Source organism: Pulveribacter sp., assembly GCF_032079985.1.
Taxonomy (GTDB): Bacteria; Pseudomonadota; Gammaproteobacteria; order Burkholderiales; family Burkholderiaceae_C; genus Melaminivora.
The window spans coordinates 1,188,018-1,204,570 of record NZ_DAMATK010000001.1 but is presented as its reverse complement, the minus strand read 5'-3'; the positions used below and the strand labels follow the sequence as shown (position 1 = coordinate 1,204,570).

Below are 16,553 nucleotides of genomic sequence, written 5' to 3'. Positions count from 1 at the left end.
GTCAGTGGGCTCCCTGCAGCTGGCCGTCAGTCGTACCCATATAGGCTTCCATGACTTGCGGGTTGTTCGATACCTCTTCGTACGGGCCTTCGGCCAGCACGGCGCCGCGCTGCAGCACGGTGATGCGGTCGGCGATCGTCGAGATGACCTTCATGTTGTGCTCGACCATCAGGATGGTGCGGCCGGCCGACACCTTCTTGATGAGCTGCGTGACGCGGTCCACGTCCTCGTGGCCCATGCCCTGCGTGGGCTCGTCCAGCAGCATCAGCTCGGGCTCCATGGCCAGCGTGGTGGCGATCTCCAGGGCGCGCTTGCGGCCGTAGGGCAGGTTAACGGTGACCTCGTGCGCCATGTCTTCCAGGCCGACTTCGGCCAAAAGCTCCATGGCGCGGCCGTCCAGCTGGTGCAGGCTGCGCTCGCTGCGCCAGAAGTGGTAGCTGGTGCCCAGCCTGCGCTGCAGGCCCAGGCGCACGTTCTCCAGCAGCGTGAGGTAGGGAAACACCGCCGAGATCTGGAACGAGCGGATCACGCCGCGCCGGGCGATCTGCGCCGGCTGCTCACGCGTGATGTCCGTGCCGTTGAAGCGAATGGTGCCCGAGGTGGGTTCCAGGAACTTGGTCAGCAGGTTGAAGCACGTCGTCTTGCCTGCGCCGTTGGGTCCGATCAGCGCATGGATCGAACCACGGCGCACGGACAGGTTCACGTCGCTCACGGCCGTGAAGCCCTTGAATTCCTTGGTGAGGTGGGAAGTTTCCAGTATGACGTCGCTCATTCGCAAACAGGCGCGCAGAGCATGGGAGCGCTGCGCGGCTATGTCTCCATTGGTATGTTGCCGGGCATCGTAAGGGCGCCATTCTGGTACTCGCACTGGGAATAGTGCCTATGTATAAACGCCTACCGGGCGACGGCGGCGATGTGCTTCCTGAGCGCTTTCAGTGCCCTGCCAGTACCAGCGCGACGGCCGACTCCTCCACCCCCAGCAGCACCCGCGATCCGGTGCGCAGGCGCGAGCCGGGCGGTGCGAAACCCACCATCTGCACACCGGCCGCGTCGGCCGCCACTTCGTCCCCCAGCGAGCCGCGGGCGATGCGCGTGGCGCGGCCCGGCCACCAGTTGGACGGGCCGAGCTGATGCAAGTCGGTCCCCGCTGCCGGCAGCACGCGCACGGCAGTGGCCTTGCACAGGGCCTGCACGCTGGCGCCGGGCCGCAGCGCCAGCAGCTCGCAGCTCTCGCGCGTGATGCGCGACCACACGGTGAACGCCGCGCCCGCCCCTGCCTCGCCGCGCAGCTGCACGCGCACCAGCGGGCCGCTGGCGTGCAGCGCCTGTACGCTGCAAGGCCACTGGTTGCGCATGCTGGTCTGCACCGTCAGGCGCAGGGCGGTCGCCTGTGCGCCGGCGCCCGGATGCAGCTGGGCGGCCAGCTGGGCACGCGCCGCGTGCATGGCGCCGGCCGCCGCCAGCAGCTCGTGCGCCGCCTCGGTCAGGCGGGCCCCGCCACCGCCGGCGCCGCCCACCACGCGCTCGACCAGCGGCACGCCGGCCAGGTTGGTCAGCGTGTCCAGCGCCTGCCAGGCGGCCTTGTAGCTCACGCCCACGGCGCGAGCGGCCTGCGAGATGGAACCCCCCGCGCCAATCTCGCGCAGCACGGCCAGGCGGCGGTCGGCCGGGCCGTGGCCCAGCGCGTCGAGGATGGAAGCAGATGGCTGCTGCATGGCCATGATCATGCACCCAGGCAGGCACGAGGACCCGGCTATACTTTTCGCTATTCCATAAATGAATAGCGAACAGACCCGCGCATGTCCCAGCCCCACAAGATACTTTCTGCCGCAGCCCTGGCGCTGGTGGCCGCGCTTGCCCCCCTGGGCGCCCAGGCCGACGAGGTGGCCGTGGCCGTGGCTGCCAACTTCACCGCACCCATGCAGGAGATCGCCCGGCTGTTCGAGCAGGACACCGGCCACAAGGCCCGCCTCTCGTTCGGCGCCACGGGCAAGTTCTATGCGCAGATCGCCAACGGCGCCCCCTTCGGCATCCTGCTGGCTGCCGACGACAGCACACCCGAGAAGATCGGCAGGGAGGGCCTTGGCGACGCGGCCACGCGCTTTACCTACGCCATCGGCCAGCTGGTGCTGTGGAGCAAGCAGCCCGGCTATGTGGACCCCGAGGGCCAGGTGCTGCGCAAGAGCGACTGGCGCCACCTCGCCATGGCCAACCCCAGACTGGCCCCCTACGGCCTGGCTGCCATGCAGACCCTGGAGAAGCTGGGCCTGGCCGAGCAGGTCAAGGGCCGCGTGGTGCAGGGCGAGAACATCGGCCAGACCTACCAGTTCGCCGCCTCGGGCAATGCCGAGCTGGGCTTCGTCGCGCTGTCGCAGGTGACCGAGGGCGGCCAGCTGCGCGAGGGCTCGGCCTGGGTGGTGCCGGCCGCCATGCACCAGCCCATCCGCCAGGACGCCATCGTGCTCAAACCCGGCCAGGGCAACCCCGCGGCCGGCGCGCTGATGCAGTACCTGCGCGGCCCCAAGGCGCGCGCCGTGATCCAATCCTACGGCTACTCGTTCTGAAGCACCGTCAGCAAGTTTCAAGCCTTTTTGGCCTCCAGCCCTTACCAGTCAAGCGCTGGCAGCTCTTTTTTCAATAGCACTTGCCAACCTTTTCGCTGACCCCGGACGACTGGGCCGCCATCGCCCTGACGCTGCGCCTGGCCGCCATCACCACCGCACTGTTGCTGCTGCTGTGCACGCCGCTGGCCTGGTGGCTGGCGCACACGCGCTCGCGCTGGCGCGGCCCGGTGGGTGCCGTGGTGGCGTTGCCGCTGGTGCTGCCGCCGACGGTCATCGGCTTCTATCTGCTGGTGGCCATGGGGCCGAACGGCTTTCTCGGGCAGCTGACGGACGCACTGGGCCTGCACCGCCTGCCCTTCACTTTCCCCGGGCTGGTGGTGGGCTCGCTGGTGTATTCGCTGCCCTTTGCCGTGCAGCCGCTGCAGCGCGCCTTTGAGGCGCTGGGGTCGCGCCCGCTGGAGGTGGCGGCCACCCTGGGCGCCGCCCGGCTGGACCGCTTCTTCAGCGTCGCGCTGCCGCTGGCGCGCCCCGGCTTCATCACCGCCGCCATCCTCACCTTCGCCCACACCGTGGGCGAGTTCGGCGTGGTGCTCATGCTGGGCGGCAACATCCCGGGCGTGACGCGGGTGGTCTCGGTGCAGATCTACGACCACGTCGAGGCCATGGAATACACCCATGCGCACTGGCTGGCCGGCGGCATGGTGGCCTTTTCCTTCATCGTGCTGATGCTGCTGCAGTGGCTGCAGCCGAGGAAGGCAAGATGAGCGACGGCAACTCCGGCGGCATCCACGCCCGGCTGCGGCTGGAGCGGGCCGATTTCTCGCTGGACGTGCAGCTGCAGCTGCCCGGCCAGGGCGTCACCGCCCTCTTCGGCCCCTCGGGCTGCGGCAAGACCACCTGCCTGCGGGCCATCGCCGGACTGGAGCGTGCGCGCGGCGAGGTGCGGGTCAATGGCGAGGCCTGGCAGCACGACGCCAGCCGCACCTGGCTGCCCACGCACCGCCGCGCCCTGGGCTACGTCTTCCAGGAGGCCAGCCTGTTCGCCCACCTGGACGCACGGCGCAACATCGAATACGGCTGGAAGCGCCTGCCGCCCGGGCGTCGGCGCGTGTCGCTGGAGCAGGCGGTGGAGCTGCTGGGCCTGTCTGCCCTGCTGGGGCGCATGCCGCAGACACTGTCCGGCGGCGAGCGCCAGCGCGTGGCCATCGCCCGCGCCCTGGCCGCCAGCCCGCGCGTGCTGCTGATGGACGAGCCGCTGGCCGCCCTGGACGCGGCGCGCAAGGCCGAGGTGCTGCCCTACCTGGAGCGGCTGCAGCGCGAGCTGTCCATCCCCATCCTGTACGTCACGCATTCCGCCGACGAGGTGGCACGCCTGGCCTCGCACCTGGTGCTGCTGCAGGCCGGCCGCGTGCTGGCCCAGGGTGCCCCCGCCGAGCTGATGGCGCGGCTGGACCTGCCCCTGGCCGCCGGCGACGGCGCCAGCGCCCTGGTGCAGGGCCGGGTGCTGGCCTGGGACGCGCAGGACCAGCTGCTCACCGTGGGCTTTGCCGGCGGCCAGCTGCACCTGGCCACGGGCCACGCCCGCCCCGTGGGCCAAGCCGCACGCCTGCGCGTGCCGGCCCGCGACGTGAGCCTGGCACGCCGACGGCCGCAAGGCAGCAGCGTGCTGAACGTGCTGCCGGCGCGCATCGTGCAGATCGCGCCCGAGGCGCCCGGCCAGGTCCTGGTGGCACTGGACGCCGGCGGCACGCGGCTGCTGGCGCGCATCAGCCAGCGCTCGCGCCGCGAACTGGCCCTGCAGGAGGGCGAAGAGCTGTTCGCCCAGGTCAAGGGCGCCGCCCTGACCGATTGAAGGGACGTGTACGCAATATCCCTCATTGCTATACAAGCCATAGCAGCGTATCCGCGCGGAATCGACACCAAGAGAGGGAAACACCGGGGCAAGGGCGGTCCGCGGCGTCCGTAAAATGCCGCCCTTGTAAAACTTTGTCCGGCCCGCGCACCTACCCGCCGCGCGGGCCGTGCGCGTGCCCACCGCCTTTATCTTGGAGACACCATGCAGGCACTACTTGCCCTATCACGGGCCATAGACAGGCTAAACGCCTTCGTCGGGAAATATTGCATCTGGCTGATTTTTGCCGCCACCGTCATCAGCGCCGCCAACGCCGTGGTGCGCAAGCTCTTCAACTACAGCTCCAACGCCTTCCTGGAAGTGCAGTGGTACCTGTTCGCGTGGTCGTTCCTGGTGGCCGCCGGCTACACGCTGCTGCACCGCGAGCATGTGCGCATCGACGTGGTCAACAGCCGCCTGTCCAAGCGCACGCAGGTGTGGATCGACATCTTCGGCTTCCTGTTCTTCCTCACGCCGGTGTGCATCCTGGTGCTGTACCTGGGCATCCCCATGCTCATCAGCCGCTTCGAATCGGGCGAGGTCTCGGGCAACCCGGGCGGGCTGATCCGCTGGCCGGTATGGGTCGCGCTGCCCCTGGGCTTCACGCTGCTGATGCTGCAGGGCTGGTCGGAGCTGATCAAGCGCATCGCCTTCCTGAAGGGCCAAGGGCCGGACCCGATGGGCCGCCTGACCGACAAGAGCGATGAAGAAGCGCTGATCGAAGCCCTGCGCCTGCAGACCGAGCAGGAGCGCCAGGCCGGCGCGGCCGCTTCCCGCTGAACGCCCGACCGACCGGAGCACCCTTTCCATGGAATTCATCTCCACCAACTTCGCCCCGATCATGTTCGCGGGGCTGGCCCTGTTCCTGATCCTGGGCTTTCCCGTCGCCTTCAGCCTGGGCGCCTGCGGCCTGTTCTTCGGCCTGCTGGGCATCGAGCTGGGCGTGTTTCCCGCCACCATCCTGGCCTGGCTGCCCGAGCGGCTGATCGGCATCATGGCCAACGACACGCTGCTGGCCGTGCCCTTCTTCACGCTGATGGGGCTGATCCTGGAGCGCAGCGGCATGGCCGAGGATCTGCTGGACTCGGTCGGCCAGGTCTTCGGCCCGCTGCGCGGCGGCCTGGCGCTGGCCGTGATTTTCGTGGGCGCGCTGCTGGCCGCCACCACCGGCGTGGTCGCCGCCTCCGTCATCTCGATGGGCCTGATCTCCATGCCCATCATGCTGCGCTACGGCTACAGCCGGCCGCTGACCAGCGGCGTCATTGCCGCCTCGGGCACGCTGGCGCAGATCATCCCGCCGTCGCTGGTGCTGATCATCATGGCCGACCAGCTGGGCCGCAGCGTGGGCGACATGTACAAGGGCGCATTCATGCCGGCCTTCATGCTGGTGGGCCTGTACGTGCTGTGGGTGGTGCTGCTGGCCATCTTCAAGCCTCAGGCCGTGCCGGCCCTGCCGCCGGAAGCGCGCACGCTGCGCGAGCCCAACGGCAGCGCGGGCTACCCCTCGCTGGTCGCCGTGCTGGTTATCTCCGCCCTGGTGGCGTGGGTGCTGGAGTCGCACATGGCCGACATCCACAGCTGGTGGGAAGGCCATCTCGTGGAGTCCGTGCCGACCGACGAAAAAGTGGTGGTGGCTGCCTGCGGCGGCGCCTTCGTTGCCTGGCTGATCGCCTCGGCCAACCGCCTCACCGGCCTGGGGCTTCTGTCCAAGCTGGCCGAGCGCGTGACCTTCGTGCTGATCCCGCCGCTGCTGCTCATCTTCCTGGTGCTGGGCACCATCTTCCTGGGCGTGGCCTCGCCCACCGAGGGCGGCGCCATGGGCGCGGTGGGCGCGCTCATCATGGCCCTGCTGCGCGGGCGCCTGTCCTGGTCGCTGCTCAAGCAGGCGCTGGCCTCGACCACGCGGCTGTCCTCGTTCGTGATGTTCATCCTGATCGGCGCCACCATCTTCAGCATGGTGTTCCAGGCCGCGGACGGTCCGGTGTGGGTCGAGCACCTGTTGGCCGACCTGCCCGGCGGCCAGGTGGGCTTCCTGATCTTCGTGAACGTGATGATCTTCTTCCTCGCGTTCTTCCTGGACTACTTCGAGCTGTCCTTCATCGTGGTGCCGCTGCTGGCGCCCGTGGCCGACAAGCTGGGCATCGACCTGATCTGGTTCGGCGTGCTGCTGGCGGTGAACATGCAGACCTCGTTCCTGCACCCGCCGTTCGGTTTCGCGCTGTTTTTCCTGCGCTCGGTTGCGCCCGAAAAGCCCTACAAGGACGCGGTGACCGGCCGGATCATGGAGCCGGTGACGACCATGCAGATCTACAAGGGTGCCATCCCCTTCCTGTTCATACAGCTGATCATGGTGAGCGTGCTGATCGCCTTCCCGGGCCTGGTCACGGGCAGCCTGGACAAGAAGGTCGACGTGAACATGGACGCCGTGGGCGCGCAGATGCTGGAGAGCCTGAACCAGGACGGCAACGACTACGGCGACGCCGAGGCGCAGCCGCCCGGCGGCGCGGCGTCCATGCCCGAGCCCGAGTCGGTGGCCCCGGCCGAGGACGACGACCCGTTCAAGGCCATCCAGGACGCCGTGCAGCCGCAGGCGCCCGCCCCGGCGGCGAGCCAGTAGCAAAGCGGTCTGGTGCCCGCCGCGGCGGGCACCGGCGCCGGACGGCCATCAGTGCCAAAACACCGTCCAGCGCGCGACAAACAAGCGTCAGCAGCTATTTAAACGATAGCAAAAGGCAGAAAAAAACCGCAGCGGCTGCTGCGGTTTTTTTGTGGGCGCGTGGAGCGTCAGATCTTCACGCTGTTCATGTACTGGTTGAACGGGAACTCGGAGAAGCGGTTCCACAGGATCTGGTCGCGCTGGAAGGCGCGCATGTCCTGGTGGATCTTCTTGAACTCGGGCGACTTGGCCTCGTGCTCGGCGAAGACTTCCATGCAGGCCTTGAAGCCGGCGTCGTTCACGGCCTTGGGGAAGGCCTTGAGCTGCGTGCCGCTGGCCACCAGACGCTTCAGGGCCTGTGGGTTCACGGCCATGTACTTGGCCGTGCCGTCAGCGGCGGCCACGGCGGCGGCAGCGCGAACGATGGCCTTGTTCTCGGGCGAAAGCTTCTCGAACGCCTTGTTGTTGATGAAGAACTCCAGGTCGGCGCCGCCTTCCCACCAGCCCGGGTAGTAGTAGTACTTGGCGACCTTGTTGAAGCCCAGCTTCTCGTCGTCGTAAGGGCCGACGAACTCGACCGCGTCCAGCGTGCCCTTTTCCAGCGCCTGGTACAGGTCGCCTGCCGGCAGGTTCTGCGCCACTACGCCCAGCTTGGCCATGCCTTCGCCGAACACACCGCCGCCCATGCGCATCTTCAGGCCCTTGAGGTCGTCGACGCCCTTGATCTCCTTGCGGTACCAGCCGCCCATCTGGGTGGTGGTGTTGAGCGCGCTCAGGGTGTGGAAGTTGTACTTGGAGAAGAACTCGTTGAGCAGCTTGCGGCCGTTGCCGTAGTCCTTCCAGGCCATGTTCTGCAGGGCCGTCAGGCCGAAGGGCACGGCGCAGCTGAAGGCGAAGATGGGGTCCTTGCCGGTGAAGTAGTAGGCGGCGGACAGGGCCATCTCGATGGTGTCCTTCTCCAGCGCGTCGACCACGCCGAAGGCGGGCATCAGTTCGCCGGCGGCGTGCACCGAGACTTCAAACTTGCCGCCGGACAGCTCCTTGACGGTCTCGGAGAACTTCACGGCGCTGCCGAAGATGGTGTCCAGGGACTTGGGGAAGCTGGCAGCCATGCGCCAGCGCACTGTGGCCTGTGCATGCACGGCAGGCGCCACGCCTGCGGCGAGCACGCCAGCCAGGCCGGCCTGCTTGATGATGGAACGACGATCCATGGACTTGGTTCTCCAGTTGGGGGTAGGTACGAAAGTACAAAAGCAAGACGGCAGCGCGTGGTTTCCGCGGTAGCGGCATGCGGCGCTGCACGACGACAAATTGTAAAAACCGCACCGGGCGCGGCCGTTACGGGTTTCCCCTTGAAATCGCCCTTTGGCGCACTTTCATTGCAAAGACTTGCGGTGCCTGGCACGTGGGACGGCGCGGCCCGCAGGGCGCGGGCCGACAGCTTGGCAACCGGGCGGCAAGCGCTATGCCGCGCTGCGGGCGCGCGCTTCGGCAGGCCTGCCGAAACGCTCGTCAATGGCGCGCGCGATGCCCGCCGCGTCCAGTCCCTGCAGGGCCAGCAGGCGAGCCGGGTCGCCGTGCTCGATGAAGTCGTCGGGCAGGCCCAGCTGCAACACCGGCAGCGTCAGGCCGGCGGCGTTCAAGGCCTCGCACACGGCGCTGCCGGCACCGCCCATGATGGCACCTTCCTCTACCGTCACCAGCGCCTCGTGCGTGCCGGCGATGCGCAGCAGCAGCTCGGTGTCCAGCGGCTTGGCCCAGCGCATGTTGACCACTGTCGCGCCAAGGCCCTCCCCCGCCTGCAGCGCCGGGTACAGCAACGTGCCAAAGGCCAGGATGGCGATGCGCCGGCCCTCGCGGCGCACCTCGCCACGCCCGAAAGGCAGGCCCTCCAGGCTGGCCAGCGGCTGGGCCCCCACGCCGGCGCCGCGCGGATAGCGCACGGCTACGGGGTGGTTCTGCTCGTAGGCGGTGGTCAGCAGCTGGCGGCACTCGCGCTCGTCGGCCGGGCAGGCCATGCTCATGTTGGGAATGCAGCGCACGAAGGGGATGTCGTAGGCGCCGGCGTGGGTAGCGCCGTCCGCGCCGACCAGGCCGGCGCGGTCGAGCGCGAAGACCACGGGCAGGTTCTGCAGTGCCACGTCATGGATCAGCTGGTCGTAGCCGCGCTGCAGGAAGGTGGAGTAGATGGCTACCACAGGCTTCACGCCCTCGCAGGCCATGCCGGCAGCGAACGTCACGGCGTGCTGCTCGGCGATGCCCACGTCGTAGTAGCGGCCGGGAAAGCGCCGTTCGAATTCCACCATGCCCGAACCCTCGCGCATGGCCGGTGTGATGCCCACCAGACGCTCGTCCTTGGCCGCCATGTCGCACAGCCACTGGCCAAAGACCTGGGTGAAGGTCTGCTTCGCAGGCGTGGCCGGCTTGACCAGGCCGATTTTGGGATCGAACTTGCCCGGGCCGTGATAGGCCACGGGGTCGGCCTCGGCCAGCTTGTAACCCTGACCCTTCTTGGTCACCACGTGGAGGAACTGCGGACCCTTCAGGCCGCGGATGTTCTCCAGCGTGGGGATGAGCGAATCCAGGTCGTGCCCATCGATGGGGCCGATGTAGTTGAAGCCGAAGTTCTCGAACAGCGTGGCCGGCACCACCATGCCCTTGGCCTGCTGCTCCAGGCGCTTGGCGAGTTCGAGCAGGGGCGGCACGTTCTTCAGCACGTTCTTGCCCACGTCGCGGGCACGGGTGTAGACATTGCCGCTCATGAGCTGCGCCAGGTAGCGGTTGAGCGCGCCCACGGGCGGGCTGATGCTCATGTCGTTGTCGTTCAGGATCACCAGCAGGTTGGCGTCAGCCACGCCGGCATTGTTCAGCGCCTCGAAGGCCATGCCGGCCGTCATGGCGCCGTCGCCGATGATGGCTACGCAGTGGCGGTCCACGCCCTGCTGGCGCGCGGCCAGCGCCATGCCCAGTGCCGCGGAGATGCTGGTGGATGAGTGGGCCGTGCCGAAGGTGTCGTACTCGCTCTCGGCGCGCTGCGGGAAGCCCGACAGGCCGCCCAGCTGGCGCAGCGTGTTCATGCGATCACGCCGGCCGGTCAGGATCTTGTGCGGATAGGTCTGGTGGCCCACGTCCCACACCAGCCGGTCCGCGGGCGTGTTGAACACGGCATGCAGGGCGACGGTCAGCTCCACCGTGCCCAAGTTGGACGACAGGTGGCCGCCGGTCTGCGAGACGCTTTCCAGCACGAAGGCGCGCAGCTCGCCGGCCAGGATCTTGAGATCGGCGCGCGAGAGGCGGCGCAGGTCGGCCGGGTCATTGATGCGCTCGAGCAGCGGGTAGTTCGTGGTGGACATAAGCTATTGTTTTCGTAGCTGCCAGCGCTTGTCAGACATGCGCTGCGGGGCTTTTAGACCCCAAACTCAGTAGGTGCGGTGCACCACCATGCCGGCCAGGGCCGCCAGGGCGCGGGTGTCAGGCAAGCCGCTGGCGTCCAGCTGGGCCAGGCCTTCGTCCAGCAGCGTGGCGGCATAGGCGCGGGCGCCCTCCAGGCCCATCAGCGACACATAGGTGGGCTTGTCGCTGGCGGCGTCCTTGCCAGCGGTCTTGCCCAGGGTGGTGGAGTCCTGCGTCACGTCCAGCACGTCGTCCACCACCTGGAAGGCCAGGCCGATGGCCGCACCGTAGCGGGCCAGCGCCGCGCGCGCGGCCTCGGAGGGCGCGCCGCAGGCGGCGCCCATCTCCACGCTGGCGCGCAGCAGGGCGCCGGTCTTGAGGCGGTGCATGTGGCGCAGTTCGTCCTCCGTCAGGCGCTGGCCCACGTGGGCCAGGTCGATGGCCTGACCGCCGGCCATGCCCTCGGCGCCGGCCGCGCGGGCCAGCAGCCGGCACAGCTGGGCCTGCATGGCGGCGGGCACGCCGTCCTCGGGTGTGAGCAGTTCAAAAGCCAGTGCCTGCAGCGCATCGCCGGCCAGCAGCGCCTGGGCCTGGCCGAACTGCACGTGCACCGTGGGCTTGCCCCGGCGCAGCACGTCGTTGTCCATGCAGGGCATGTCGTCGTGCACCAGGGAATAGGCGTGGATCAGTTCCACCGCGCAGGCAGCGCGCAGGGCGGCCTGATGCTGACCGCCCACGGCCTCGGCCGCGGCCAGCACCAGCAGCGGGCGCAGGCGCTTGCCCCCGTCCAGCACGGCGTAGCGCATGGCCTCGCCCAGGCCGGCCGGCGCGTCGACGGGCAGGAAGCGCCCCAGCGCCTGCTCCACGCAGGCCAGCTGGGAGTCCATCCAGGGCGCCAGCGCAAAGGCGGCGGGGCCCGTGGTGGCAGCGATGGCGGCCGTCATGGCTCGTTCCACGGCTGCAGCGCGCCTTCGTCGAGCACGCGGATCTGCTCCTGCACGGCCTCCAGCCGCGCCCGGCACAACTGCAGCAGGGCCGCGCCACGCTGGTAGCCGGCCAGCATCTGGTCCAGCGGCAGCTGGCCTGATTCGATGCGGGCGACGAGTTGTTCAAGCTCCTGCAGGGCGGCCTCGTAGGTCGCCGGTTCGGGCTGTGGTGCGGGAGCGGCAGGGGCCTTGGGCATGAAGAAAAAGCGGGGTGTGCGGCGCCAGGCGCGCGGGTGGTCAACGGGCCATTTTAGGCCGCACCATCCAGGCGAGCGCCCTGCGGCGCTTTGACACGCCAATACACGCACCCCCGCCGAGGAAATAACCCCACCACCTATAATCCCATTCCTTGTCATGAACCGGCGATGGGTTAGCGCTCTCCGCCGGTTTCGTTTTTTTCAGCCGCGCGCGTACGCGCAGTCTCCCTGTGGGGGGTCTTTAGGTCAGGTCACCCATGTCTGATTTAAGTCTTCAACTGCAGCAGGCCACAAGCCAACTTCCCGTCTCCAGCTATTTCGACCCGGCGCTACTGCAGCGTGAGCTGGACACCCTGTTCCGGCCGGGGCCGCGCTATGTCGGCCACCAGCTGGGGGTGCCCGAGCCTGGCGACTATCTGGCGCTGGCGCAGGAGCAGCAGGGCCGCGCCCTGGTGCGCAACGCGCAGGGCGGCGTCGAGCTGATCTCCAACGTCTGCCGCCACCGCCAGGCCATCATGCTGCAGGGCCGCGGCAGCCTGCAGGGCCAGGGCAAGGGCCACGCCGGCGGCAACATCGTCTGCCCCATCCACCGCTGGACGTACTCCCCCAAGGGCGAGCTGCTGGGCGCGCCGCATTTCGCGCACGACCCCTGCCTGCACCTGAACAACTACGGCCTGCGCGAATGGAACGGTCTGCTGTTCGAGGACAACGGCCGCGACATCGCCGCCGACCTCGCCGGCATGGGCCCGGCGCACGACCTGTCGTTCGAGGGCTATGCACTGGATCACGTCGAGCTGCACGAGTGCAACTACAACTGGAAGACCTTCATCGAGGTCTATCTGGAGGACTATCACGTGGGCCCCTTCCACCCCGGGCTGGGCAACTTCGTGACCTGCGACGACCTGCGCTGGGAGTTCGGCCGCGAGTACTCGGTGCAGACCGTGGGCGTGGCGCCCACCTTCGGCAAGCCCGGCTCCGACGTCTACAAGCAGTGGCACGACGTGCTGCTGCGCTACCAGGACGGCGAATTACCCAAACGCGGCGCCATCTGGCTGACCTATTACCCGCACATCATGGTGGAGTGGTATCCGCACGTGCTCACCGTCTCCACGCTGCACCCCTTGGGCGTGGACAAGACGCTGAACATGGTGGAGTTCTATTACCCCGAGGAGATCGTGGCCTTCGAGCGAGAGTTCGTCGAAGCCCAGCGCGCCGCCTACATGGAGACCGCCATCGAGGACGACGAGATCGCCGAGCGCATGGACGCCGGGCGCAAGGCCCTGCTGGCGCGCGGCGACGACGAGGCCGGCCCCTACCAAAGCCCCATGGAGGACGGCATGCAGCACTTCCACGAGTGGTACCGCGGCAAGATGGGCAGCGCACTGAGTGCAGGCTGAGCGCCGGCGCTCTCTCGATTACTCATAAAATGATAGCTGCTGGCGCCCTATCCACGGGCGCCAGCAGCTTTTTTCATTCATAAACCCGTTTTATTCAACACCCCATGCAAGCCCTCTGGATGGTTCTGGCGGCATTCCTCTTCGCCAGCATGGGGCTGTGCGTGAAGATCGCCTCGGCCTGGTTTTCCGCCGCCGAACTGGTGTTCTATCGCGGCCTGATCGGCATGGCGCTGCTGGCCCTGCTGGCGCGCTCCCAGGGCGTGGGCCTGGCCACGCGCTACCCCGGCATGCACGCCTGGCGCAGCCTGGTGGGGGTGATATCGCTGGGTGCGTGGTTCTACGCCATTGCCTTCCTGCCGCTGGCCACAGGCACCACGCTGAACTACATGAGCAGCGTCTGGATCGCCGCCTTCGTCATGGGCGGCGCCCTGCTCACCTGGCGCCCTTCGTCAGGCTCGCCGCGCCCGCCGCTGCAGGTGCCGCTGGTGCTGACCGTGCTGGTGGGTTTTGCCGGCGTGCTGCTGATGCTGCGCCCCAGCGTGGGCGAGGGCCAGGGCTTCGCCGGCACCGTGGGGCTGCTGTCGGGCTTTTGCGCGGCGCTGGCCTACATGCAGGTGTCGGCGCTGTCGCGCCTGGGCGAGCCCGAAGCACGCACGGTGTTCTATTTCGCGCTGGGCTCGGCCGTGGCGGGCGGCGCCGCCACCCTGGCCGTGGGCGCGTCGCCCTGGCCGGGCTGGCCGGCGCTGTGGCTGCTGCCCCTGGGCCTGCTGGCCGCCGGCGGCCAGCTGTGCATGACGCTGGCCTACTCCCGCGCCCTCACCCCGCGCGCCACGCTGTTCGTGGCCAACCTGCAGTACACCGGCATCATTTTCGCCAGCCTGTACGGCGTGCTGGTGTTTGACGACGCCCTGTCGCCGCTGGCCTGGGGCGGCATGGCGCTGATCGCGGCCAGCGGCATCACCGCCTCGGTGCTGCGCGCCCGCGGCGCCGGCGGCGACTGACCACGACGCGGCGCGCGCCGACGCGCCGCGGGCGCGGTACAACGCCACAATCGGGCCCTCACGGTTACCCCAGTGCGCAATCCACCATGCCCTACACCCTGTTGATCTCCGCACCTGAACTGCAGCGGCTGCTACAAGAGCGCCGGCCGGCGATGGTGTTCGACTGCAGCTTCGACCTGGCCACGCCCTCGCACGGACCGGCCATGTACCAGGAGGAGCACATCCCCGGCGCCGTCTACGCTGACCTGGACACCGACCTGAGCGCGCGCCACGGTGCGCCCGGCCCCAGCGGCATCCTGGTCGCCGGCGCCGCCGATGCGCCCTGCTCCGGCGGGCGCCACCCGCTGCCCAACCGCGAGCGCTTCGCCACCTGGCTGTCGTCCATCGGCTTTGCCAACGACATGCAGGCCGTGGTGTACGACCGCAACGGCGCCAATTACTGCGGCCGGCTGTGGTGGATGCTCAAGTGGATGGGCCACGACGCCGTGGCCGTGCTCGACGGCGGTCTGCAGGCCTGGAAGGCCGCGGGCGGCGCCGTATCCAAGGGCGACGAGCCGGCGCATTTCCAGTCCAACTTTGAGATCCGTGAGCCGCTGCGCCGCCTGGTGGACGCAAGGCAGGTGCAGCAACGCCTGCATGACGCCGGCCAGACAGTGCTGGACGCGCGCGCAGCGCCACGCTTTCGCGGTGAGGTGGAGCCGCTGGACCCGGTGGCCGGGCACATCCCCGGCGCGCTCAACCGACCCTTCGGCCAGAACCTGGGCGAGGACGGCCGCTTCAAGCCGGCCAGCCAGCTGCGCGCGGAATTCGACGCACTGCTGGCCGGGCGCGATCCGGCCAGCGTGGTGCACCAGTGCGGCAGCGGCGTGAGCGCCATCCCCAACCTGCTGGCCATGGAGATCGCGGGCTATCCGCCGACGGCCCTGTACGCCGGCAGCTGGAGCGACTGGTGCAGCGACCCGCGCCGCCCCGTGGAGCGCGGCGGCGCGGACGCCGTCAGACCGGCGTGATGGAGATCGCGCGGGTGTTCAGGCAGGCCTCCACGGCCTCGGGGCCGCCCTCCGAGCCATAGCCCGAATCCTTCAGCCCGCCAAAGGGCAGCTCGGCACTTGGCGTGGCCGGCTGGTTGACCCACAGCATGCCGACCTCCACCTGGTGCGCGAGCTGGTAGGCATCCTTGAGCGAGCGCGTGAACGCATACGCCGCCAGCCCGTAGGGCAGGCGGTTGGCCTCGGCAATGGCGTCCTGCAGATCGGTGAAGCCGCGCACCGCAGCCACGGGGCCGAAAGGTTCCTCGTTGAAGATGCGTGCCGACAGCGGCACGTCGTCCAGCACGGTGGGCGCGAAGAAGTTGCCGTCCCGATCGATGGTCTCGCCGCCCGTGGTCACGCGCGCGCCCTGCTGGCGCGCATCGCCCAGGAAGTCCTTCATGGCCGCCACGCGGCGGGCATTGGCCAGCGGCCCCATGCGCGTGCCCTCCTGCAAGCCGTCGCCCACCTGCAGCCCTTCGGCATGGCGCGTGAGTGCGGCGACGAACTCGGCACGCACGCTCTCGTGCACCAGAAAGCGCGTGGGCGAGATGCACACCTGCCCGGCGTTGCGGAACTTGGCGCTGCCCGTGGCCTTGACGGCCAGGGCCACGTCGGCGTCCTCGCAGACGATGACCGGCGCGTGGCCGCCCAACTCCATGGTCACACGCTTCATGTGCTGGCCGGCCAGCGCCGCCAGCTGCTTGCCGACGGCGGTGGAGCCGGTGAAGGTCACCTTCTTCACGATGGGGTGCGGGATCAGGTAGCCGGAAATCTCCGCCGGATTGCCATAGACCAGGTTGACCACGCCCGGCGGCAGCCCGGCGTCGGCCAGCGCCCGCACCAGCTCGGCGGGGCTGGCGGGCGTCTCCTCGGGCGCCTTGACGATGACGGCGCAGCCCGCGGCCAGCGCCGCCCCCAGCTTGCGCACCACCTGGTTGATGGGGAAGTTCCAGGGCGTGAACGCCGCCACCACGCCCACTGGGTCCTTGAGCACCATCTGGTGCGCCGCCGGGTTGCGCGCCGGCACGATGCGGCCATACACGCGCTGGCCCTCGTCGGCGAACCACTCCAGGATGTCCGCCGCGGCCGCGGCCTCGCCGCGCGCCTCGACCAGTGGCTTACCCTGCTCCTGTGTCAGCAGGGTGCCGATGGCGTCGGCACGCTCGCGCATCAGCGTGGCGGCGCGGCGCATGATGCGCGCGCGCTCCACCGCGGCCAGCGCGCGCCAGGCCTCAAAGCCCTTTTGCGCAGTGGCCAGGGCCCGGTCCAGGTCGGTGATGCCGGCATGGGCCACGCGCCCGATGGGCTGTCCCGTGGCCGGGTTGTGCACCGCCAGCGTGCGCCCGTCGGCGGCGTCCTGCCACTGGCCGTTGATGAAAAGCTGGGTGTCCGGATAACCCATGAATTTGCTCCTTGTTGATTTTGGCGGGAAGAAAG

The 16,553-nt window shown here is 68.9% G+C and carries 15 protein-coding genes; 8 read left to right on the top strand and 7 right to left on the bottom strand.

Annotation, left to right across the window (positions count from 1 at the left end):
* Nucleotide 1: 1 nt before the first annotated feature.
* On the bottom strand, nt 2–772 hold the full coding sequence (locus tag RT282_RS05635) for an ABC transporter ATP-binding protein (protein ID WP_312757753.1): 771 nt from the start codon (nt 770–772) through the stop codon (nt 2–4).
* A 160-nt stretch (nt 773–932) separates the two neighbouring features.
* Nucleotides 933–1,715: a TOBE domain-containing protein gene (locus RT282_RS05630; protein WP_313312354.1), complete on the bottom strand. Its 783-nt coding sequence runs from the start codon at nt 1,713–1,715 to the stop codon at nt 933–935.
* Between the two features lie 84 nt (nt 1,716–1,799).
* Between RT282_RS05630 and modA the strand changes: the two genes are divergently transcribed.
* The 5 genes from modA (at nt 1,800) to RT282_RS05605 (ending at nt 7,072) form a co-directional block, all read left to right on the top strand.
* Nucleotides 1,800–2,564, top strand: coding sequence for a molybdate ABC transporter substrate-binding protein (gene modA, locus RT282_RS05625; protein ID WP_313312353.1), 765 nt, complete (start codon nt 1,800–1,802; stop codon nt 2,562–2,564).
* A gap of 80 nt (nt 2,565–2,644) precedes the next feature.
* On the top strand, nt 2,645–3,328 hold the full coding sequence (gene modB, locus RT282_RS05620; protein ID WP_312306059.1) for a molybdate ABC transporter permease subunit: 684 nt from the start codon (nt 2,645–2,647) through the stop codon (nt 3,326–3,328).
* Complete coding sequence (gene modC / locus RT282_RS05615) at nt 3,325–4,416, top strand: molybdenum ABC transporter ATP-binding protein (protein ID WP_313312645.1); 1,092 nt, start codon at nt 3,325–3,327, stop codon at nt 4,414–4,416. The genes modB and modC overlap by 4 nt, the downstream gene beginning before the upstream one ends.
* 204 nt (nt 4,417–4,620) lie before the next feature.
* Entirely contained in the window at nt 4,621–5,235 is a 615-nt protein-coding gene (locus RT282_RS05610; protein WP_312306055.1) for a TRAP transporter small permease subunit, read from the top strand.
* Nucleotides 5,236–5,263: 28 nt separating this feature from the next.
* A complete protein-coding gene (locus RT282_RS05605) occupies nt 5,264–7,072 on the top strand; it encodes a TRAP transporter large permease subunit (RefSeq protein WP_313312352.1) in 1,809 nt (602 codons plus the stop codon).
* Nucleotides 7,073–7,239: 167 nt separating this feature from the next.
* Here the strand turns inward: RT282_RS05605 and RT282_RS05600 are convergent, their stop codons facing one another.
* The 4 genes from RT282_RS05600 to xseB all read right to left on the bottom strand — a co-directional run bounded on the left by RT282_RS05600 (nt 7,240) and on the right by xseB (nt 11,687).
* A complete protein-coding gene (locus tag RT282_RS05600) occupies nt 7,240–8,322 on the bottom strand; it encodes a TRAP transporter substrate-binding protein DctP (protein WP_312306051.1) in 1,083 nt (360 codons plus the stop codon).
* 252 nt (nt 8,323–8,574) lie between these two features.
* Nucleotides 8,575–10,464 carry a 1-deoxy-D-xylulose-5-phosphate synthase gene (gene dxs / locus RT282_RS05595; RefSeq protein WP_312306049.1) on the bottom strand — a complete coding sequence of 630 codons (1,890 nt, stop codon included), beginning with the start codon at nt 10,462–10,464 and terminating at the stop codon, nt 8,575–8,577.
* A gap of 66 nt (nt 10,465–10,530) precedes the next feature.
* Entirely contained in the window at nt 10,531–11,448 is a 918-nt protein-coding gene (locus RT282_RS05590; protein WP_313312350.1) for a farnesyl diphosphate synthase, read from the bottom strand.
* Entirely contained in the window at nt 11,445–11,687 is a 243-nt protein-coding gene (gene xseB, locus RT282_RS05585) for an exodeoxyribonuclease VII small subunit (RefSeq protein WP_312306048.1), read from the bottom strand. Before xseB ends, RT282_RS05590 begins: the two co-directional genes overlap by 4 nt.
* A 257-nt stretch (nt 11,688–11,944) precedes the next feature.
* On the opposite strand from xseB, the gene RT282_RS05580 reads away from it, so the two are divergent.
* From RT282_RS05580 to RT282_RS05570, 3 genes are all read left to right on the top strand, one after another.
* Nucleotides 11,945–13,084, top strand: a complete 1,140-nt coding sequence (locus RT282_RS05580) for an aromatic ring-hydroxylating dioxygenase subunit alpha (RefSeq protein WP_313081570.1) — start codon at nt 11,945–11,947, stop codon at nt 13,082–13,084.
* A 104-nt stretch (nt 13,085–13,188) separates the two neighbouring features.
* Nucleotides 13,189–14,085, top strand: coding sequence for a DMT family transporter (locus RT282_RS05575; protein ID WP_313312348.1), 897 nt, complete (start codon nt 13,189–13,191; stop codon nt 14,083–14,085).
* 86 nt (nt 14,086–14,171) lie between these two features.
* Entirely contained in the window at nt 14,172–15,095 is a 924-nt protein-coding gene (locus tag RT282_RS05570; protein ID WP_313312346.1) for a sulfurtransferase, read from the top strand.
* Here RT282_RS05570 and RT282_RS05565 read toward each other — a convergent pair.
* A complete protein-coding gene (locus RT282_RS05565) occupies nt 15,082–16,518 on the bottom strand; it encodes an NAD-dependent succinate-semialdehyde dehydrogenase (protein ID WP_313312343.1) in 1,437 nt (478 codons plus the stop codon). The genes RT282_RS05570 and RT282_RS05565 overlap by 14 nt on opposite strands.
* Nucleotides 16,519–16,553: the final 35 nt, after the last annotated feature.